This window comes from Oerskovia enterophila, from assembly GCF_001692445.1.
GTDB lineage: Bacteria > Actinomycetota > Actinomycetes > Actinomycetales > Cellulomonadaceae > Oerskovia > Oerskovia enterophila.
This window is the reverse complement of sequence record NZ_MAQA01000025.1, coordinates 45,097-64,972: the sequence shown is the minus strand read 5'-3', so window position 1 is coordinate 64,972 and position 19,876 is coordinate 45,097. Positions and strand designations below refer to the sequence as shown.

The window sequence follows — 19,876 nt, the reverse complement described above, 5'->3', positions numbered from 1 at the left end:
GCCCCGCCCACGAACAGCCCCGCGACCACGGCCGTGTGCGCGGCGTGCACCTCCTCGTGCAGCAGCGTGACGGCGAGCGCCGGCACCCCGCCGAGCGCGGCCCCCTCGAGGAAGCGGCCCGCGACGAGCAGCTCGGTCGTGGGCGCGAACGACACCAGGACGCCCAGGGCGCTCGCAGCCACGAGCGCGGCCCGCATGGCGCGCACGCGCCCGACGCGATCGGCGACCACGGACCAGGGCAGGACCGCGAGCGCGAGGCCGAGCGTCGCGGCCGAGACCGTCAGGGAGGCGGTCGGGGCCGAGACCCCGAGGTCGGCCGCGACGACCGGGAGGATCCCCTGCGGCGAGTAGAGCTGCGCGAACGTCGCGACCCCTGCGCACACGAGCGCGGCGACCGTCCGGCGGTATCCCCGGGAGCCGCGCCGGTGGCCCGTCCACGCCGCGGGTGGGAGGGGAGCGGGCACCAGGGTCGTGGTCATGCGCTCGACGCTAGGAATCACCGACTCTTGCGTCCAATGCATGTTTGACTGTCAACGCATACGCTCGGCGTATGGATGTCACCCTCGACGAGCAGACCCGCCGCCTCCTGCCCCTGCTGCCCGCGTTCGTCGCGGTCGCCGAGGTCGAGCAGGTGACGCTCGCCGCCGCGATGCTGCGGGCCCCGCAACCGACCGTGTCCCGGGCGGTCGCCCGGGTCGGGGAGGTGCTCGGCGTCCCGGTCGTCGAACGGCACGGACGGGGCATCCGCCTGACCGACGCGGGCCGCGCCCTGCTGCCCCACGCTCGCCAGGCGATCGCGGCGCTGGGCGCTGGCGTCGACGCGGTCCGCTCGGCCGAGGCGCTCGCGCGCGGCACCCTGTCGGTCGCGTTCCAGACGTCGCTCGGCGAGTCCGTGGTCCCCGCGCTCATCAAGGAGTTCCTCGCGGGGCACCCCGCGGTCCGCTTCACCATGACCCAGGGCGCGCGCCGGACGTGCCTCGACGCGCTCGCCGCGGGCGAGGCGGACATCGCCCTGGTCTCGCGTCTCGTGCCGGCCCCGGCCGGGCTCGACACCCTCACGCTCTTCCAGGAGCCGCTGGTCCTCATGGTCCCGGCGGGGCACGAGCTCGCGGGGAGGACGGGCGCCACGCTGCGCGACGCGGTGCGCTCGACCTTCATCACGCTCAAGCACGGGTACGGCCTGCGCGGGACGGTCGACGCGCTGTGCGCGGCGGCGGGTGTGCGCCCGACCATCGGGTTCGAGGGCGAGGACCTGCACACCGTCCGGGGGCTCGTGGCCGCGGGCCTGGGCGTGAGCGTCTTGCCGCCCGCGCGCCACCCCGTGCACGAGGGCGTCGAGCTCCGTCTCGACGAGCCCGTCACGACGCGCGACATCGGCGCGGCGTGGTCCCCGCAGAACACGTCGCCCACGCTGGCCGCGTTCGTCGCGATGCTCCGCGCGGGGACGTCGGTCGCGAGGGTGCAGGCGGTGGGAGCGCGGGCCGGTGGGGTGCCCGACGCCGGAGCGTCCGTCCGCTGAGCCTGCGTCCCGGTCATCGGTCGCGAGGGCCGCGCCCGGGTGAACTGCCGCGTGTGATCCGCGTCGCCCCCGGTGTCGCGGGGCAAGAACGACGGGCCTCGCGACATGATGAGGGTGACGGGTGACGCCACCGCGGACCCGCGACGATGCCTCGAAGGAGTACCGCCCATGACTTCCCTGCGCCGCCTCGCCCCCGCCGTCTCTCTCGTCGCGCTCCTGGCGCTCACCGCGTGCGGCACCGACACCGACTCGGGCGGCTCGTCGCCCACCGCCGAGGAGAGCAGCAGCGCCGAGGAGACCACGCCGTCCGAGGAGACGCCCGAGGCGCCTCTGAACGCTGCCGACCTGCCGATCGAGGCGGGGGCCAACGGGGTCGACCTGCCCGACGGGATCGACCCGCCCTCGAACGGTGGCACGGGGGCGGCCTGGACCGCCGAGGACGGCTACCTGTACGTCGTGACGTTCGGGTCGAGCACGTGCCCGACCGTCGCCGAGGGCGAAGCGACCCTCGAGGGGAGCGACGTCGTCGTGACCTTCGAGAAGGTCGAGGACGACAAGCCCTGCACCATGGACATGCGTGGCTGGACCACGGTCGTCAAGGCGCCCGAGGGTGTCGACGAGTCGGCCGACGTGACCGTCAGGCTGGACGAGGCGGGCTCGGTCGTCCTGACCCCGCGTGCGGCCGAGGGCCAGGTCGGCGAGGCCGCGTGGGTCGAGCAGCCCTGACCTCCTGACAGCACTGGACGGCGGCACGGGGCGCCGCCCGTGAAGTTCGCGTGAAAGGGCTGGGCCCGGAGACCTCGAACGAGGTCCCGGCCCAGCCCGACCCGTTACCGTTGCCGGGTGAAGACGCCCTCCCGCCGCACGTCAGCGCTGTCCGCTGCGACGCTCGCCCTCGCCCTGCTCCTCGGCGCGTGCGCCCCCTCGCCCAAGGTGCAGAGCCCTGCGCAGACTGCGTCGTCGGGTTCGACGGGAACCGGTGAGGAGGTGCCGGCCGAGCTCGCCGAGTTCTACGGCCAGACACTCCAGTGGGAGGACTGCGGCGGCGGGTTCGAGTGCACGACCGCGATCGCACCGCTGAGCTGGAAGGACCCCGCGCAGGGCACGATCGAGCTCGCGCTCAAGCGGCTGCCGGCCGAGGGGGAGAAGATCGGGTCGCTCCTGACGAACCCCGGGGGGCCGGGCGGTTCGGGCGTCGAGTACATCACGAGCGCCGCCGCCGGGATCGGGGAGCCCGTGCGCGAGGCCTACGACCTCATCGGGTTCGACCCGCGCGGCGTCGGCTCCTCGACCCCCGTCGTCTGCCTCGACGACGCGGCCAAGGACGAGTCGCTCTCGCGCTCGTTCGAGGACAGCGACGAGGGGCGCGCCGCGATGGCCGCCGACCTCGAGGCGTGGGCCGACGCGTGCGCCCAGAACACCGGAGACCTCCTGGGCAACGTCGACACCCAGAGCGCAGCACGCGACATGGACATGCTGCGCGCGGTCCTGGGGGACTCGACGCTCAACTACCTCGGCTTCTCCTACGGGACCCAGCTCGGTGCCACGTACGCGGGCCTGTACCCCGAGAAGGTCGGGCGCATGGTGCTCGACGGCGCGATCGACACCACGCTCTCGTCCGACGAGATCGGGGCACAGCAGGCCGTCGGCTTCGAGAACGCCCTGCGCGCCTACGTCGAGGACTGCCAGGGCGGCAAGGACTGCCCGCTCACGGGGACCGTCGACGAGGGCATGGCGCAGATCCGCGCGTTCCTGGACCAGGTCGGCGAGCAGCCCCTCAGGACGAGCAGCGACCGACGCCTGACGCAGACGCTCGCGTTCTACGGGATCGCGCTGCCGCTCTACAACAACGAGAACTGGTACGCCCTGACGGCGGCCCTCGACGCCGCGATCAACGGCAACGACGGCACCATGCTGCTGAGCTTCGCGGACCTCTACAACAGCCGCAACGCCGACGGGACCTTCAGCGACAACTCGGCCGAGGCCTTCCGGGCCGTCAACTGCCTCGACGCCCGCGGCAACCCCGACCCCGAGTTCATGAAGGAGCAGGCCGCCCAGATCGAGGAGGCCGCCCCGACCATGGGCTCGTTCTTCACCTACGGCGGCATGGCGTGCGTCGACTGGGCCTACCCGGTCGCGGACCAGGAGTTCGACCTGCACGCCGAGGGCGCCGCGCCCATCGTCGTGATCGGGACCACGAACGACCCCGCGACCCCGTACGTCTGGGCCGAGGGCCTGGCCAAGGCGCTCGACTCGGGCGTGCTGCTCACGTGGGAGGGTGAGGGTCACACGGCCTACGGTCGCTCGAACGCGTGCCTCGAGGACGCCGTGGACGCGTACCTGGTCGACGGGAAGGTCCCCGAGGACGGGAAGGTCTGCTGAGCGCCGGCCGGGTCCGGCCGCGTCCGGTGGCGGGTGCGACGGGCTCGGGGGGCGTCCCCTGCGGCTCCGGCGGGCTCCGACGGGCTCCGTGAGGAACCCGCCCGACGCCGTCACGGAGGTCGGTTTGTCTCGACGCCCTCGCGTTGGGTACAGTAGCGACGCTTGCTGAAACGGAGCGCCGCAAGGCGAGACGTCCGGTACGCGCCGCCTTAGCTCAGTCGGTAGAGCGTCTCACTCGTAATGAGAAGGTCAACAGTTCGATTCTGTTAGGCGGCTCAGACAAGAAGGCCCGGAACCTCGATGGTTCCGGGCCTTCTGCGTCGTCCGGGTGAGAAGCCGATAGCCCGCTCGGACTACAGGCAGCCGCCCGCGACCCAGTCGGAGTTCGCGGTCGCGAAGTCGGGGTCGGCCGAGGGGGACAGGACCCGCATGAGGATGACCTGCTCGGGAGTCCCGGCTGGCTGCAGCCCGTCCTTGTCGCCCTGGGTCTCGAAGACCAGGTAGCCGTCGGGGCCGGCGAGCCACCAGACGTTGGACACCGGGCCAGGGGTCCCCGCGACCAGGTTCGGGTAGGTGGCCTGCAGCGTCGCCAGGTCAGTGCCGATGCCGACGCCCTCGGCGGTGCGTGGTCCAGCCTGGAGGACGTCGATCCAGACGACCCCGGAGCCGGTGACCTCGACGGCCGTCGGATACCCGCCGTCGGCCCCGGGGTAGGTCGTGACCCATCGGCCGGGGTCTCCGTCGCCCATGTCCACGCACTCGTCGGGCGACCACCGGATCATCGCGGCCCCGGGGTTCGACTCCGGAGGGACACCGATCACGAGAGGGCCGAGGCCGGCGGTGCTGATGACGAGGTCTTCGAAGGCAGGAAGCGGCTCAGCAGCGGGTGCCTCGGTCGACGCCGGGGGATCGGCGCTCTTCGGGGCCTCCACGGTCGGTGTGGGGGACGCGCTGCGCGGTGTCGCAGTGCTTCGGGACGGGGTGTTCGATGTCGGATCGTCCGCCGGTGACTCTGGGCTCGCACAACCGGCCAGCACCAGGGCGACGACCGAGGCGCCGACCAGGACGTGAGCTCTGTCTCTCATGGCGCATCATCCTTCTACAAGACCGTGCCCGGGGCGAGCGTGGCGAGCGACAGCGCAGGCGGCCGACGCGGGACTGGCATCTTCACCGCCTTTGCGAGGCACGTGCTGGCAGCAGTGCCCGGCTACCATGCCTCGCATGGCCACCTTCGTCCACCTGACGCCTGCCGCGAACAGCGGCACGATCAGGCGTGCGGGAGTCGGGGCGCGCAGCCCGCGGCAGGTGGACGGAGACCCGCGCCGTGGCGTCTACCTCTTCCCCGTCATGACAGACCACGTCGACACCTACCAATGGTCTCGGGAGATGCGGCGAACGCATGGGCGTGGTCGCGTCGTCGCCGTGCAGGTGCGCGTCCCGGATGCGGAGAGGGTGCTGGTCGGTCGGTTCGACGGACAGTCAGGACGGACGACCGCGGCAGACGCGGTGGGCGTGATCTCGGGACTGACCGATCGGCGCGGGTGGGAGGTCTTCCTGCCGCGGGCGATCGCTCCTGCCGAGATTCAGCACGTCCGAGAAGTCCGCCCGGTGGGTTGGCGGTACTTCCCGGGATCGCACGGCACCGCGCCGTGCACGTGCAACGGGTGCCGCGACCGCGGGGGGTTCGGATCTCGGCGACTGCTCGAGCGCAGGCCCGACTCGGTCGACGGCCCGAGGCCGGGCATGCCGGCCCTTCTCGAACGGCTCGACGTCGTCGACCTCATGGACCGAGAGGCAGTCATCGCTCTCCTCGACGACTTCGGCGACCGTCGTCGTGGCCCGGTCGACCGGCTGGCGCACCTTGTCGAGCACGCGGACCCCGAGGTGCGTGCCGCGTTGGCCTGGACGATCGGCGGCTGGTCGACCCCCGGGGCTCACCGTCTGCTCGAACGTCTCGCCGGGGATCTCGACGCCGAGGTCCGTGAGGCCGCCGAAGCCTGGGCGGAGGAGTCGCGCTGACGGACAGGGCAGCCTCGGACCGACCCTCGCGAGCCACCACCTAGGCTTGTCCCATGTTCACCTTCGGCCGTCGTCGCCCTGTCACCTACGTCCTGGGCCAGCCGGTCAAGAGCTTCCCGGAGATCGCGCCCCAGGTCGAGCGGGGCAACATCCTGCGCATCACCGAGATCGGCGAGCCGGTCCTGCACACACCGTGCCGTGAGGTGACCGAGTTCGGCACGCCCGAGCTCGCGCAGCTCGTGGACGACATGTTCACCACGATGTTCGTCGCGGAGGGCGTGGGCCTCGCCGGGCCCCAGGTCGGGGTGGACCTGCGGATCTTCGTGTACGACGTCGAGGACGAGAACGAGGACCGCCACGTCGGGCACGTCGTCAACCCCGTGCTCGAGGTCTTCGACGGACCGGGCGACGAGATCGAGGAGAGCGACGAGGGCTGCCTCTCGATCCCCGGCGCCTACTCGCCGCTGGCCCGCCCCGTGAAGGCGGTCGTCCGCGGGTTCGACCAGCAGGGCAACCCCGTCGAGCTCGTGGGCACCCACTTCTTCGGCCGGGCCCTCCAGCACGAGGCTCAGCACCTCGACGGCACCCTCTACTTCGACCACCTGGCGCCCGCTGCCCAGGAGGCCGTGATCGCCGAGATGCACCAGGAGCGTCCCGGCGTCCTCGAGGAGCGACGCGAGCTGTCCGACGCGCTGGGCAAGGCGCCCGCCGAGTACCCGGCCGAGCCCCTGCGCTGAGGTCTGCGCGCCGGTCGGTCCGCCCTGCTCGACCCGGCCCAGGCCTGCCGGATCCGAACATACGAGAGCCCCCGCCCGGGAGTCGCAGACGGAGCTCTGCGGACGGCTCCCGGGCAGGGGCCTTCGTGCGTTCCGCGGGTCAGCCGCGCTGCACCCGACGGCCGACGAGCAGCGCGCCGACGCCTGCGGCGAGCAGGGCTGCGGCACCGGCGGCGACGAGCATCGCGTTCGAGCCGGTGGCGGCCAGGCCGTCCTCCTTCTCCGCGGTGACCGTGTTCGACACGAGCGCGGCACCCTCGGGCTTCACCGGGTCGGTGCCCTGCTGTGCAGGGGGCTCGGTCGTCTCGCGCGGCGCGGTGGTGGGCTCGTCGGTCGCCGGAGGCGTGGCGACCTCGCCCGGGCCCCTCGGGGTGCCGGGCACGCCGGGGGTCTCCTCGTCGGTGGGGAGCTCGGCGCCCGGGACCACGGGGACCAGCGGGGTGCCGGGCGTCTCGGGTGTCGACGTGGTCGGCGTGCACACGGGCTTCTGCCCGCCCTCGCCGAAGTGCTCGTCGTACTCGGCAACCTGGACCCAGGTCACGCAGTAGCCGTCGGGGAACGCGGTAGCGGCATCGCTGAAGTCGTAGAAGCTCGTGCCGATGTACCTGCCCGACGGCTGGTTGTTGAGCGACTCGAAGTGGGTGCCGAAGCTCCGGGACCCGGTCCCGTCGAGCGTTGTCGCACGGTAGTTCACGTGGCCGCCGTCGACGTAGGCGGTGCCTGTCGGCAGGGTCACGCCCCCCGCGGTCACGGTGTACGGGGTCGGGTCGTCGGAGCCGCCGGCGAACGCGATCGCGGGGGTGGCCGCGAGGATCGCTGTCGTCAGGAGGGCGACGGGTACTGCGCGCATCAAGGAGGACCTTCCGGGGGGAGGGGTGCCCTCGGCTCAGGGGTGCGAGCGGGGCTGGCCAGATAGTGAACTGGACGGTTGTTCAGTTCACCGTACTCTCCCGACATGCCTGTCTCCACCGCCCAAACCGGACATGTGAGCGCTAAACGTACCTTTACCCGGGTGAATGTGGAAGCGCTACCAAACTGTTGTCAACCCTTCCGGTTCCAGGCCCTTCGTCGCCGACGCGGAGGTCCTCCAGACCGAGGTACGCCTCGTGCGGGACGTCGGCCGCGCCGTCGGGCAGGGGCTCCAGATGCTCCAGGCGGTCAGGCCGCAGCGAGCGACCGGTCACCCCCGCGCGGGGCGGCTCAGAGCGTCGCCAACCACTGCACGACGGCGTCGCTCACCGCCGCGTGGTCGTTCCGGACGTCGTGCGCCCCGGGCAGGCGAACCTGCGTGACGGGGCCGGGGATCGCGGCGACCTGCTCGTCGAGCTCCTCGGGCGAGCCGAACGGGTCGGTCGTGCCCGACACGAACAGCACGGGGACCGTGAGCTGCGGGAAGTGGTCGACGCGCAGCTTGTCGGGCTTGCCCGGCGGGTGCAGGGGGTAGCTCAGCAGCACGAGCCCGGCTGCGGGCAGCCCCTCGGCCACGGCGATCGAGCACATGCGCCCGCCGTACGACCGGCCGCCGAGCACGAGCCGGTCCGGTGCGAAGCCCTCCTCGGCCGCGAAGCGCCCGGCCTCCTCGACCAGGTGCGCGACGGCGATCGGCGCGCGGTCGGGCATGCGCTTGCCCGCGATCCGGTACGGGAAGTCGACCCGCCGCACGGGCAGCGGCGCCACGGCCTCCGCGACCGCGACGAGCGTCGGGTGGTCACGACCGGCCCCGGCCCCCGGGGTGAGGAGGAGCCCGCCGACCGCTGGAGCTGGGGATCGCGTCATGGGGCCAGTGTTGCAGCGGCGGACGAGGTTCCGTGCGGTCGAGCACGAGGTTGCGGTCGCTGACGTGCTCATTTCGACCGCAACCTCGTGCTCGGCACCCGTGGCCGGTGCGCAGCCAGGCGCTCGGCACCCAGCGGGCGCCGCCCGTGGCCGCCTACAGCCCCGCGAGCAGCTCCTGCATCTCCGCGATCTCGGCCTCCTGCGCGTCGATGATGGCCTGCGCCAGCTCGCGCGCCTCGGGGTTCTCGCCGTCGGAGAGCTCGGCCTCGGCCATGTCCACCGCACCCTGGTGGTGCGCGATCATGCCCTCGAGGAACAGTCGCGAGACCGTCGTGGCGTCCGCGTCCTCGAGCGCCTGGATCTCCTCGTCGGTGAGCATCCCGTCCATGGAGTGCCCCGAATGGTCGCCCGTCGACCCGGCTCCCCACTCCTCGCGGAACCCGTTCATGCGCTCGATCTCCGGCGCCTGTGCACCCTCGATGCGGGTCGCGAGGTCGACGACCGCGGGGTCGACGCCGTCGGTGTCGAGCACGATCCGTGACATCACGAGCGCCTGCTCGTGGTGCGGGATCATCATCTGCGCGAACATCACGTCCGCGTCGTTCGCCGAGGCGTCGGCTCCTGCGTCCGGCGTGCCCTGCGAGGTGTTCTCGCCCATGTCGTGGCCCTCCATGTCTCCCGTTGCGCCGTCGCCCCCGTCGGCGCAGCCCGCGAGGAGCAGTGTCGAGCCGAGCGTCAGGCCGACCGTGGCCCTGGTCAGGGTGTGCTTGTTCATCAGTGGTCCTTCAGGTGTGTCGGTGTGCCGCGAGCCCTCGCGGCGGTGATGGCGTGCTGTGGCCCCGTCCGGGCCGAGCTCCTATCTCCGACTGATCCCGAGCGCGACGAGAGACGGCGGACGCAGCGCCCACCCGAGCCGCGACCAGGGTGCGACGACGCGCGCGAGGTGCGTGACGCCGTCGGGCAGGCGACGCCACAGCGCCGGGCCCGCGAGCGACACGAGCGCGACGAGCACCATGAGGCACATCGCCTCGAGCTCGCCGTGCCCCGTGCCCGACGGCGCCCCCTCCTCCGCGTCGACGTCGCCGGTCATGGCACCCGCCGTGTGGCTCGCCGGGCTCGTCGTGCCTGCGGCGATCTCGTGCGTCGTGCCGTGCGCCACGGGGCTGCCCGACATCTGGTGCATCCCGACGAACCCGCCGAGCAGCACCAGCATCCCGAGCAGCACCGCGAACCGCCGGACGAGGCCGGAGGTTCGCGGGGGCCGCAGCGCGGACGACAGGACGGGCACGGGGCTCAGGACGCGGCCACGCGAGCCGGGTCGAGGTCCAGCCGGCGCAGGAGCTGCGCGTTGAGGGCCACGATCACGGTCGACAGGGACATGAGCAGCGCGCCCACGGCCATGGGCATGACGAACCCGACCGGGGCCAGGACGCCTGCCGCGAGCGGCACGGACACCAGGTTGTACCCCGCCGCCCACCACAGGTTCTGCTTCATCTTGCGATAGCTCGCCCGGGACAGCTCGATCACGGACAGGACCGATCGAGGGTCGTCGCTCGCGAGGATGACTCCTGCCGACGCGATGGCGACGTCGGTGCCCGCGCCGATCGCGATGCCCACGTCCGCCTGCGCGAGCGCCGGGGCGTCGTTGACGCCGTCGCCGACCATCGCGACCTTGTGCCCACGGGCCTGGAGTTCGGAGACCTTGGCGCCCTTGTCTCCCGGGCGCACACCGGCGAAGACCTCGTCGATGCCGAGCTCGTCCGCGACCGACTGCGCCACGGCCTGGGCGTCACCCGTGATCATGACGACGCGGATGCCGCGACGGTGCAGGGCGTCGATCGCCTCGCGGGACTCGGGCCGGATCTCGTCGGCCAGGGCGAACGCGCCGAGGATCACGGCGCTGCCCGCGGACCCGCCGGCTGACCCGTCCGAGAGGGCGAGCGCGTGCAGGACCGTCGCGCCCTCGCTCTCCCACGCGGCGACGTCGGGCAGCGCGGACAGGCCGTGCTCGCGCAGGAGCGAGGGGCCACCGACCGCGATGCGGCGACCGTCCACCAGGCCCGAGACGCCCACGGCCGTCGACGACCGGAAGTCCTCGGCGCGCGGGACCCGCACGCCCCTGTCCGCGGCAGCGCCCACGATCGCGCGGGCCAGCGGGTGCTGCGAGTCGGCCTCCACGGCCGCGGCCAGCGCGAGCAGGTCCAACTCGGTGCCCGACGCCACGGTCAGGTGCGTCACGACGGGCTCGCCCTTGGTCAGGGTGCCGGTCTTGTCGAACAGGACGGCGTCGACCGTGCGCATCTGCTCGAGCGCCATGCGGTCCTTGACGAGCACGCCGGCCTTGGCCGCGCGCTCGGTCGAGATCGACACGACGAGCGGGATCGCGAGACCCAGCGCGTGGGGGCACGCGATGACCAGGACCGTGATGGTCCGGATCAGGGCGTTCTCCGGTGTGCCCCAGATGCTCCACGCGACCAGGGTCAGGACCGCAGCGCCCAGCGCGAACCAGAAGAGCCAGCCCGCGGCACGGTCGGCGAGGCGCTGGGCGTGCGACGACGAGGCCTGGGCCTCGGCCACGAGGCGCTGGATGCCCGCGAGGGCCGTGTCGTCGCCGACCGCGTCGACCTTCACGCGCAGCGCCTGGTCGGTCGCGACCGTCCCGGCCACGACGTGGTCGCCGACCGTCCGGCGCACCGGGCGCGACTCGCCCGTGATCATCGACTCGTCGACGTCCGCGGTGCCCTCGGAGACCACGCCGTCGGCAGGCACGCGCCCGCCAGGGCGCACGACGACGACGTCCCCCACCACGAGGTCCGTCGGCGACACCGTGGTCACCTGGCCGTCGTCGCCCACGCGCTCGGCCTCGTCGGGCAGCAGGGCCGCGAGCGACTCGAGGGCCGACGACGACTGCGCGAGCGAGCGCATCTCGATCCAGTGGCCCAGCAGCATGATGACGACCAGGAGCGCGAGCTCCCACCAGAAGTCGAGCTCGTGCGACAGGATCCCCAGGCTCGCGCCCCACGACGACACGAACGCGACCGTGATCGCGAGCGCGATGAGCAGCATCATCCCGGGCTTGCGGGCCCTGAGCTCGTCGACCGCGCCCGTGAGGAACGGCCTGCCGCCCCAGACGAACATGATCGTGCCGAGGACCGGGGAGACCCAGGCGATGCCCGGGACGTCAGGCAGCGAGTAGCCGATGATCGACGCGAACATCTCGCTCGCGAGGACCGTGGGGACCGCGAGGGCCAGCATGATCCAGAACAGGCGGCGGAACATCGCGACGTGGCCCGAGTGGCCGCCGTGGCCTGAATGACCTGCGTGACCTGCGTGGGCCGCACCGTCGGTGCCGGGCATCGCGGCCATGTCGTGGCCGGCGTGTTCCGAGCGGTCGGTGTGCGTGCTGGTCACGTCGTGGCCCGCGTGGCCCGCGTGGCCCGCGTGGCCCGCGTGGCCCGCGTGGCCCGCGTGGCCCGCGTGTCCCGGCTCGGTGGCCGCTGCCGTGTGCGCGCTGTGGTCGGCGTGGGCCTGGTCCGTATCACCGTGCCCGTGCTCCGTGCGGCCGGTGGGGCCACCGTGCTCGTCGTGGTCCATGGGATTCATCGTCCCGTCCTTCCTCGTATCGCGCCGGGCGAGCCTTCGCTCGGCAATACCCCCCTGGGGTATCGATAACTCATGATCCTGCCGCAGCATTCCCGGTCCGTCAAGAGGAGGACCGCACCCCGTCGGTTGCCGAGCACGAGGTTGAGGTCGCTCTGAGCTCGAGAACGACCGCAACCTCGTGCTCGGCACCCAGAGGTCAGGCCCGTCCCACGATTCATAGCCTCCCCATAGGTTCGTGACAGCACGACCCCAGTACCGCTCCCTACCGTCGCCCTCAGTGACCGCCGCGCCCTCGTGCGCGCAGGACGTGAGGGAGAACATGGGTCAGCTGCTCAGACGCACGAGCACCAGGACGCGGGTGATCGCCGGGGCGCTCGCCCTGGTGCTCGTGGCCGGTGCCGTCTACTGGTTCGTGCTCCGCCACCCCTCGTCGGCCGCTGCCGCTCCCGAGGCGACCACGCAGTCGGTCGCCGCGAGCCTCAGCACGGTCCAGCAGAGCGTCACGACGACCGCGACCCTGACGCCGAGCGTCCAGGAAGAGGTCTCGTTCGCAGGCTCGGGTACTGTGACGGCCGTCGACGTCCAGGCGGGCGACAGGGTCGAGGAGGGCCAGGCGCTCGCGACGATCGACACCCTCCAGGCCGACGCCGCGGTCCTGTCCGCGCGGGCCGACCTCGCCGAGGCGCAGGCGACGCTCGCCGACAGCCAGGACGCGTCCGACGGATCGGCCGCCGACCTCGCGCGCATCAGCGCGGACCAGGCGCAGGTCGAGGTCGCGCAGTCCGCGGTCACCGCGGCCGAGGTGGCGCTCGCGGGCGCGACGCTCACCGCTCCGGCCGCAGGTCTCGTGACCGAGGTCAACGTGTCGGTCGGGCAGGCCGTCACCGGGTCGACGTCGAGCGCGTCGGGCTCCGGCAGCGGCGGCAACGCCGGCACCGGCTCCGGCGCGACGGGCGGGACCGGCGCGAGCGGGGCCGCACCTGGCGCGACGAGCAGCGCCACGACCACGTCGTCGGGCGCGGCCTTCGTGATCGTGGGCACCGACGCCTGGGAGGCGATGGCCACGGTGGGCGACGCCGACCTGCCGCACCTCGCGGTCGGCAACCAGGTCGAGCTCACGGTCGACGGGCTCGAGAACATGGTCTTCGGGACGGTCGCGACGATCGGCCTGCTGCCCTCGACGACGTCGGGCACCGCGACGTACCCGGTCACGATCTCGGTGACGGGCTCGCCCGAGGGCCTGCACGACGGCGTGAGCGCCGACGCCGAGATCATCTACGAGCGTCGCACCGACGTGCTCACGGTGCCGACCGCCGCGGTCCGCACGGTCGACGGCGAGTCGGTCGTGACGCAGGCGGGCGAGGACGGCGAGGAGGTCACCACGGTCGTGACGGTCGGCGAGACGACCGGGAGCCTGGTCGAGATCACGAGCGGCCTCGAGGAGGGCGACGAGGTCCTGGTCCAGGTGGTCCAGCGCACCGAGACCGGCACGGGCGGCGACGAGTCGGGCCAGACCGGGCAGATGCCCGGCGGCGGGAGCTTCGACCCGAGCCAGCTCCCCGAGGGCTTCGACCCGAGCCAGATGGGTGGCCCGGGCGGTCAGGGCGGGGGACCGCGCAATGGCTGACCTCTCCGGCCCGACGGCGTCGCTCGCCCTGGGTACCTGGTCCCACCACCGCGAGGGCGAGCCGCGGGAGGCCGGGAGCGGCGCCGTCGAGCAGGGGCCTGTCATCGAGCTGCACGCCGCGGGCAAGACCTACCGCACGGGCTCGGTCGAGTTCGAGGCGCTGCGCGGCGTGGACCTCGCGATCCGTCAGGGGGAGTACGTCGCGATCATGGGCCCCTCGGGGTCCGGCAAGTCGACGCTCATGAACATCTTGGGCTGCCTCGACGTCCTCACGACCGGGCAGTACCGCCTCGCGGGCGACGACGTGGGCGACCTGGACGAGGAGGACCTGGCCGCGATCCGCAACCACCAGATCGGCTTCGTGTTCCAGCAGTTCCACCTGCTGCCCTCGCTGTCCGCGTGGCGCAACGTCGAGCTCCCGCTGACCTACCGGCGCGTCCCAGCCGACGAGCGCCGCGCACGGGCGACCGCCGCGCTCGAGCGCGTGGGCCTGGGCGACCGGCTCGCGAACCGGCCCGGCGAGCTCTCGGGCGGCCAGCAGCAGCGCGTCGCCGTGGCTCGCGCGTTGGTGGGCGAACCGGCGATGATCCTCGCGGACGAGCCGACCGGGAACCTCGACTCGGCCTCGACCGAGGACGTCCTGGGGCTGTTCGACGACCTGCACGCGCAGGGCCGCACGATCGTCCTCATCACGCACGAGCTCGAGGTCGCCGAGCGCGCGCGCAGGATCGTGCGCGTCCGGGACGGCCTGATCCAGAGCGACACCCTGACGTCGGGGGTGGCCGCATGACCTGGCGCGAGACCCTCCTCACGGGCTGGACCGCGGTGCGGTCGCACGCGATGCGCTCGCTCCTGACCGTCCTCGGCATCCTCATCGGGATCGCCGCGGTGATCCTCACCGTGGGCCTCGGGCTGGGGACGCAGAAGGACGTGAGCGAGCAGATCAGTGCGCTCGGCTCGAACCTCCTGATCGTCACGCCCGGATCCAGCACGGACAGCGAGGGGATGCGCGGCGGGTTCGGGTCGGGCGCGACCCTCACGCGCTCGGACGCCGAGGCCCTCGCCTCGGACGTCAACGCGCCCGACGTCGCCGGGGTCGCCCCCGAGAAGACGTCGTCGCTCTCGGTCGAGACGAGCGAGACCAACTGGACCACCCAGGTCGTCGGGACGACCGAGGACTGGACCGACGTCCGCTCGCGCGAGCTCGCCCTGGGCGAGTTCTTCACGGCGGAGGACGAGGCGGACCAGGCCGCGGTCGTGGTGCTGGGTGCCGAGACCGCGACCGAGCTGTTCGGGTCCCCCGACGCCGTCGGGCGCAGCGTCACGATCGAGGGCACGGTCTTCTCGGTCGTCGGTGTCCTGGCCGAGGCCGGGGCGGACTCGTCGAGCGACCTCGACGACATGGCCGTCATCCCGCTGAGCACCGCGGCGAACCAGGTCATGGGCGGCACGTCCCGCTCGTCGGTCTCGACCATCTACCTCAAGGCCGCCTCCGAGGGCGTCCTGTCCGCGGCCTACCAGGAGGCCGAGGCCGTGCTGCTCAACCTGCACGGCATCACCGACGCCGACTCGGCGGACTTCTCGATCAACAGCCAGGACGCCCTGGTGTCCACGGCGACGTCGGTCTACCGGACGCTCACGGTCCTGCTCACGGGGATCGCGGCGCTCTCGCTGCTCGTCGGCGGGATCGGCGTCATGAACATCATGCTCGTGTCCGTCACCGAGCGGACGCGCGAGATCGGGCTCCGCAAGGCGCTGGGCGCGCCGCCGTGGGCGATCCGCCGCCAGTTCCTGGTCGAGGCCTCGATCCTCGGCCTCGCGGGCGGGGTGATCGGCGCGGCCCTGGGGATCGTCGCGGCCAAGGCACTGCCCGGCGTGCTGGGTACCTCGGTCGTGGTGCTCCCCGCCGCGGTCGTGGGGTCCATCGCGATCGCCCTGGTGATCGGCGTCGTGTTCGGCGTCTACCCCGCGGTCCGGGCCGCACGGCTCGCGCCCATCGACGCCCTGCGGTCGGAGTGACCGTGCCGCTCCCGTCCGCGCTTCGTCCCAGCGCTCGTCCGGGCGCCCTGAATCCGTCCGTCCCGTGCGTCGTCGCGGAACCGTCGAGGAGAGACTCATGAACACCATCACACCCGTCGGCCTGAGCCCTGCGTCCCGGCCGGTGCGCTCGCGTCGTCTGCTCGCCGCGCCGGCGATCCTCCTGGGCGCGAGCCTGCTGCTGAGCGCCTGCTCGGGCGGAGACGCGGACGGCGCCTCGGACGCCGAGAGCACCGCGACCGACAGCGCGCAGGACGGAGCCGGCCGCGGAGGGCAGGGCGGCCAGAGCGGGCCCCGGGGGGTCTCCGGCGAGATCGCGGCGATCTCCGACGGCGTGCTCCAGGTCCAGTCCTCCGACTCCCAGACCGCGGTCGCGTACTCCGCCGACACGACGGTCTCGCGGACCACGACCACGACGCTCGACGCCGTGACCGTGGGGTCGTGCGTGGTCGTGGTCACGGGGAGCGCCGACGGCTCGGCAGCAGCCGCCGCCGCGAGCGTGGCCGTGACCGCGGCGGTCGACGGCGAGTGCTCGGGCGGGTTCGGCGGGGGCGGTCAACGCCCCTCGGGTGACGCCCCGGCCGGAGAGGACGCTGCGGGCGACGCGGGGGATCGCCCCGAGCGCCCGGAGGGCGCCCCGACCGACCTGCCCACGGACATGCCCGACGGCGCCGATCGCCCGAGCGGAGGCGGGTTCGGCGGGATCGTGGTCGGGAAGGTCACGGCCGTGGCCGGCACCGAGATCACGGTCGAGTCGAGCGGCTCGTCCGGGCCGGGCGCGGGCGACGGGGCGAACGACGCGTCGACCGCCGAGCCGACGAGCTCGACCGTGACCGTGGACGCCTCGACCACCTACACGACGACCGCGGCGGCGGACGCCTCGGCGCTCGCCGTCGGGCTGTGCGTGAGCGTGGGGACGCAGCCGTCGGGAGGTACGTCCGGCGGCTCGTCCGGCGACTCCACGTCGGGGACGGCGACCGACACCTCGGGCACCGTGACCGCGACGAGCCTGACCCTGTCCGACCCCGTCGACGGCGAGTGCTCGACCGGCTTCGGTCGTATGGGCCAGGGCGGCCCCGGTGGCGACGGCGGGCCCGGACAGGGCGGTGGCCGCGGCGGGCAGGACACGTCGAGCGAGAGCGGGAACGACGATGCGTGAGCCGACGCCGCGTGCTCGCCGGGCGGAGCGGGGCACGACCGAGGAAGCCGTGACGGCTGACGAGCCGGTGCGGACCCCGGCCTCGGTGCGGCGGGCCGCGAAGCGTCGCCGCAAGCTCGTCGTGTCGGGGGTCTCGGCCGTCGTGGTCGTGAGCCTCGTCGGGGCGGGGGCGGCCTTCGCCGCGAACCGGGGGAGCGCCGGGACCTACCGGACCGCGACCGCGACCACGGGAGAGGTCACCCAGACCGTGGACGCGGTCGGGACCGTCGCGTCGGCCGCGCGGGCCGACGCCGCGTTCTCGGTCGCGGGCACGGTCGCGACCGTGGCCGTCGGCGTGGGGGACTCCGTGAGCGCGGGCGACGTGCTCGCGACGCTCGACCTCACCGAGCTCGAGGACGCGGTCGAGTCCGCGCAGGAGACCCTGGCGCGGGCCCAGCAGGCGCTCGAGGACGACCTCGCGTCGCAGACGTCGTCGAGCAGCACGGTGGCCGGCCCGTCCGCCAGCGCGTCCTCGTCCACCAGCACGTCGACCCGGACGTCCGGGACCTCGGCGTCGATCGCCTCGATCACCTCGACCTCGTCCGCCGGCACGTCCGGGGTGTCGCAGGCCGTCGCGACCACGACACCGTCAGCGGCGGCGACCTCACCGTCGCCGGGAAGTGCGTCACCTTCGGCCGAGGTCGCACAGGCGCTCGAGGCCGTCGAGCTCGCCCAGCAGGCACTGCTCGACGGGTACGACGCCGCGACCGCAGCGCTCGAGTCGAGCTCGACGAGCGTCGTCGGCTCGCAGGAGGCGTGCGCGGCGTTCCTCGCGGCGACCGACGATGACCTCCCGTCCGCACCGGCCGAGGGCGAGGCTGACGACGACACAGGCGCTGGGGCCCCCGCCCAGGACGAGACTTCAGCACCCGGCGTCGACCTCGCGGCCGCGCTCACGACCTGCCAGGAGGCCATCACCGCGGCCCTCGGTGCGCAGACCGACGTCGACGGCGCCCAGCACTCGCTGCTCGACCTCGCGGCCCAGCTCGACGCCGCGATCCAGACGGCGCAGGAGGCGCTGGCCGCCGACCAGGCGGGCGGGTCCGAGGGGCAGACTCCGGGCAGCAGCGGTGACAGCGGCACCGGAACCGGCGGCAGCGGCACGAGCGGTGGATCCTCTGGCGCGCCGGCGGGCCCCTCGAGCGGCGACGGTAGCTCAGGCTCCGGCGCGACCGGCCCCGGTGGCGCGAGCGGGACAGGAGGCAGCGGGTCGGGCACCACCGGCCCCACGTCGGGCGGCAGTGCGACGAGCCAGCAGGCGGCGTCGGCCCAGCAGGTCCTGGCGGACCGTGCCGCGATCGACCTCGCCGAGGCCCAGGTCGCGATCGCGCAGGCCGACGCGCAGCGCTCGACCCTGACGAGCCCGATCGCGGGCACGGTCGCGCAGGTCGCGCTCGCGGTGGGCGACCAGGTCGAGGCGTCGTCGACCTCTGCCGTCGTGACGGTCCTGGGTGCCGACGGCTACGTCGTCGAGACCACGGTGCCGTTGACCGCGGTGGTGAGCCTCGCCGTCGGGCAGGAGACGGCCGTGACCGTGTCCGACGACCCGACCGTGCGCACGGGCACGGTCAGCAGCATCGGGGTGCTCAGCACGAGCACGTCCTCGACGCCCGAGTACCCCGTGACGATCGCGCTCGACCCGCAGGACGAGACCCTGTACGAGGGGTCCTCGGCGCAGGCGTCGATCACGGTCGCGGGCGGAACGGACGTGCTGGTCGTCCCGACGTCGGCCGTGCGCGCGACCGGGACCGCGCGCACCGTCGCGGTCCTGCGCGACGGGACGGTGACGGACGTGACCGTGGAGGTCGGCGCCGTCGGGCAGGAGACCACCGAGATCACCTCGGGGCTCGAGGCGGGCGACGAGGTGGTCCTCGCTGACCTGACCCAGGAGATCGTGACCGACGAGGAGTCCTCGACGGGCCTCACGGGCCTCGGGGACAGCGGCAGCACGCAGCAGCGCGGCCAGATGCCGAGCGGCGGGGGAGGTCAGTTCCCCGCCGGGGGCACGGGAGGGCCGCCGAGCCGGGGCTAGCCGGCCGCGGGCACGGCTGTCACGGCGCGGTGGGCACGGGTGTCACTGCGCCGCAGGCACGCTCGTCACAGTGGTCAGGAGGAATGCCGAGTCCTCGAGCGCCGTGACGGCGTGCCGCTCGTGCGTGAGCACGCGCAGCTCGCCCGTCCCGACCTCCTCGTCGCCACCCAGCGCGGTGACCCGCACGCGCCCGCGCAGGACCTGGATGCTCGCGGCCGGGGGAGCGTTGTGCTCGCCCAGCTCGATGCCCGCGAGGATCGCGATGATGGTCTGGCGCAGGACGCCGTCGTGCAGCACGACCTCCGCGCTGCGGCCGTTGTCGCCGTCCCGGGCGCGGGTGAGGTGCGCGTCCGTGAGCAGCTCGAGGTTCGTCATGAGGGGCTTCCGTTCGGGTGGGGGACGGGTGTCGGGGGCCCTCCCATCATGGCTGCAGGGCGTCCGGTTCGCCCGGTGTGCGTGAGTGCCCGACGGCGTCGCGCGCCCCGCGCTGGCGTCGTGCTCGGGCGTCCCACCGTGCCGTGCTCCGCGCCGGCACCTCCCTGTGACGGCCGTCACTCGATGCCCGACCGGCGTGCGCTCGGGCGGCAGGTACCTGAAACTGGGTGGATGCACGCTCCCACCTTCGTCGACGTCTGGCAGCTCCTCGACGACGCCGACCGAGCACGACTGGCCGAGATCGACGAGACGCAGAGCGAGATCCTGACCTTCCTGCGGACGACGCCCATCGAGGACGTCGACGCGCCCATGTTCTCCGAGCTCCAGGTCGAGCGGCTGCGGGTCTACCGGGGCGCGCTCGAGCGCTCGGGAGCCGCGGAGGAGGACACCCAGGCCGCCGCGTCGGCCTAGCCGACCGGGAACCGGCGACCCCGCTGGCCGAGGTCAGAGCCCGAGCATCGTAGGGCGCGCC

The 19,876-nt window shown here is 73.2% G+C and carries 19 protein-coding genes and 1 tRNA gene; 12 read left to right on the top strand and 8 right to left on the bottom strand.

Annotation, left to right across the window (positions count from 1 at the left end):
- Positions 1 to 479, bottom strand: a 479-nt coding sequence (locus OERS_RS11575) for an MFS transporter (protein ID WP_139107802.1), incomplete at its 3' end; no start/stop codon positions are given.
- Positions 480 to 550: 71 nt separating this feature from the next.
- On the opposite strand from OERS_RS11575, the gene OERS_RS11570 reads away from it, so the two are divergent.
- From OERS_RS11570 to OERS_RS11555, 4 genes are all read left to right on the top strand, one after another.
- Positions 551 to 1,519: a LysR family transcriptional regulator gene (locus tag OERS_RS11570; protein ID WP_068625878.1), complete on the top strand. Its 969-nt coding sequence runs from the start codon at positions 551 to 553 to the stop codon at positions 1,517 to 1,519.
- Positions 1,520 to 1,687: 168 nt separating this feature from the next.
- Positions 1,688 to 2,245 (top strand): hypothetical protein, encoded by a 558-nt coding sequence (locus tag OERS_RS11565; RefSeq protein WP_068625877.1) that lies wholly within the window; start codon positions 1,688 to 1,690, stop codon positions 2,243 to 2,245.
- 117 nt (positions 2,246 to 2,362) lie between these two features.
- On the top strand, positions 2,363 to 3,901 hold the full coding sequence (locus OERS_RS11560) for an alpha/beta hydrolase (protein ID WP_068625876.1): 1,539 nt from the start codon (positions 2,363 to 2,365) through the stop codon (positions 3,899 to 3,901).
- A 203-nt stretch (positions 3,902 to 4,104) separates the two neighbouring features.
- Positions 4,105 to 4,177: transfer RNA gene (locus tag OERS_RS11555), tRNA-Thr, on the top strand.
- A 77-nt stretch (positions 4,178 to 4,254) separates the two neighbouring features.
- Here OERS_RS11555 and OERS_RS11550 read toward each other — a convergent pair.
- Positions 4,255 to 4,833, bottom strand: coding sequence for a hypothetical protein (locus tag OERS_RS11550; RefSeq protein WP_068625875.1), 579 nt, complete (start codon positions 4,831 to 4,833; stop codon positions 4,255 to 4,257).
- Between the two features lie 811 nt (positions 4,834 to 5,644).
- Here OERS_RS11550 and OERS_RS21755 point away from each other — a divergent pair.
- Together OERS_RS21755 and def are read left to right on the top strand one after the other, a co-directional pair.
- Positions 5,645 to 5,920: a HEAT repeat domain-containing protein gene (locus OERS_RS21755; RefSeq protein ID WP_211268472.1), complete on the top strand. Its 276-nt coding sequence runs from the start codon at positions 5,645 to 5,647 to the stop codon at positions 5,918 to 5,920.
- Between the two features lie 53 nt (positions 5,921 to 5,973).
- Positions 5,974 to 6,657 carry a peptide deformylase gene (def, locus tag OERS_RS11540; RefSeq protein ID WP_068625873.1) on the top strand — a complete coding sequence of 228 codons (684 nt, stop codon included), beginning with the start codon at positions 5,974 to 5,976 and terminating at the stop codon, positions 6,655 to 6,657.
- 139 nt (positions 6,658 to 6,796) lie between these two features.
- Here def and OERS_RS11535 read toward each other — a convergent pair whose 3' ends face one another.
- The 5 genes from OERS_RS11535 to OERS_RS11515 form a co-directional block, all read right to left on the bottom strand.
- Complete coding sequence (locus OERS_RS11535; RefSeq protein ID WP_068625872.1) at positions 6,797 to 7,546, bottom strand: hypothetical protein; 750 nt, start codon at positions 7,544 to 7,546, stop codon at positions 6,797 to 6,799.
- A gap of 350 nt (positions 7,547 to 7,896) precedes the next feature.
- Positions 7,897 to 8,472: an alpha/beta hydrolase family protein gene (locus OERS_RS11530; RefSeq protein ID WP_068625871.1), complete on the bottom strand. Its 576-nt coding sequence runs from the start codon at positions 8,470 to 8,472 to the stop codon at positions 7,897 to 7,899.
- A gap of 154 nt (positions 8,473 to 8,626) precedes the next feature.
- On the bottom strand, positions 8,627 to 9,247 hold the full coding sequence (locus OERS_RS11525; protein WP_068625870.1) for a DUF305 domain-containing protein: 621 nt from the start codon (positions 9,245 to 9,247) through the stop codon (positions 8,627 to 8,629).
- 81 nt (positions 9,248 to 9,328) lie between these two features.
- Positions 9,329 to 9,760, bottom strand: a complete 432-nt coding sequence (locus OERS_RS11520) for a DUF6153 family protein (protein WP_068625869.1) — start codon at positions 9,758 to 9,760, stop codon at positions 9,329 to 9,331.
- Positions 9,761 to 9,765: 5 nt separating this feature from the next.
- Entirely contained in the window at positions 9,766 to 12,075 is a 2,310-nt protein-coding gene (locus tag OERS_RS11515) for a heavy metal translocating P-type ATPase (protein WP_248948520.1), read from the bottom strand.
- 277 nt (positions 12,076 to 12,352) lie between these two features.
- Here OERS_RS11515 and OERS_RS11510 point away from each other — a divergent pair, with 277 nt between their 5' ends.
- The 5 genes from OERS_RS11510 (at position 12,353) to OERS_RS11490 (ending at position 18,969) form a co-directional block, all read left to right on the top strand.
- On the top strand, positions 12,353 to 13,702 hold the full coding sequence (locus tag OERS_RS11510) for an efflux RND transporter periplasmic adaptor subunit (protein ID WP_248948518.1): 1,350 nt from the start codon (positions 12,353 to 12,355) through the stop codon (positions 13,700 to 13,702).
- Positions 13,695 to 14,492, top strand: a complete 798-nt coding sequence (locus tag OERS_RS11505; protein WP_082848784.1) for an ABC transporter ATP-binding protein — start codon at positions 13,695 to 13,697, stop codon at positions 14,490 to 14,492. Before OERS_RS11510 ends, OERS_RS11505 begins: the two co-directional genes overlap by 8 nt.
- A complete protein-coding gene (locus OERS_RS11500) occupies positions 14,489 to 15,721 on the top strand; it encodes an ABC transporter permease (RefSeq protein WP_068625868.1) in 1,233 nt (410 codons plus the stop codon). Before OERS_RS11505 ends, OERS_RS11500 begins: the two co-directional genes overlap by 4 nt.
- Positions 15,722 to 15,818: 97 nt before the next feature.
- Positions 15,819 to 16,898, top strand: coding sequence for a hypothetical protein (locus OERS_RS11495; RefSeq protein ID WP_068625867.1), 1,080 nt, complete (start codon positions 15,819 to 15,821; stop codon positions 16,896 to 16,898).
- A gap of 49 nt (positions 16,899 to 16,947) precedes the next feature.
- Positions 16,948 to 18,969, top strand: a complete 2,022-nt coding sequence (locus OERS_RS11490; RefSeq protein WP_169834217.1) for an HlyD family efflux transporter periplasmic adaptor subunit — start codon at positions 16,948 to 16,950, stop codon at positions 18,967 to 18,969.
- Between the two features lie 42 nt (positions 18,970 to 19,011).
- Here OERS_RS11490 and OERS_RS11485 read toward each other — a convergent pair whose 3' ends face one another.
- Positions 19,012 to 19,344 (bottom strand): cupin domain-containing protein, encoded by a 333-nt coding sequence (locus tag OERS_RS11485; RefSeq protein ID WP_056649451.1) that lies wholly within the window; start codon positions 19,342 to 19,344, stop codon positions 19,012 to 19,014.
- 231 nt (positions 19,345 to 19,575) lie between these two features.
- On the opposite strand from OERS_RS11485, the gene OERS_RS11480 reads away from it, so the two are divergent.
- The gene (locus OERS_RS11480; RefSeq protein WP_068625865.1) at positions 19,576 to 19,815 is read left to right on the top strand and encodes a hypothetical protein; all 240 of its coding nucleotides are present in this window, start codon (positions 19,576 to 19,578) and stop codon (positions 19,813 to 19,815) included.
- The last annotated feature ends 61 nt before the right edge of the window (positions 19,816 to 19,876 follow it).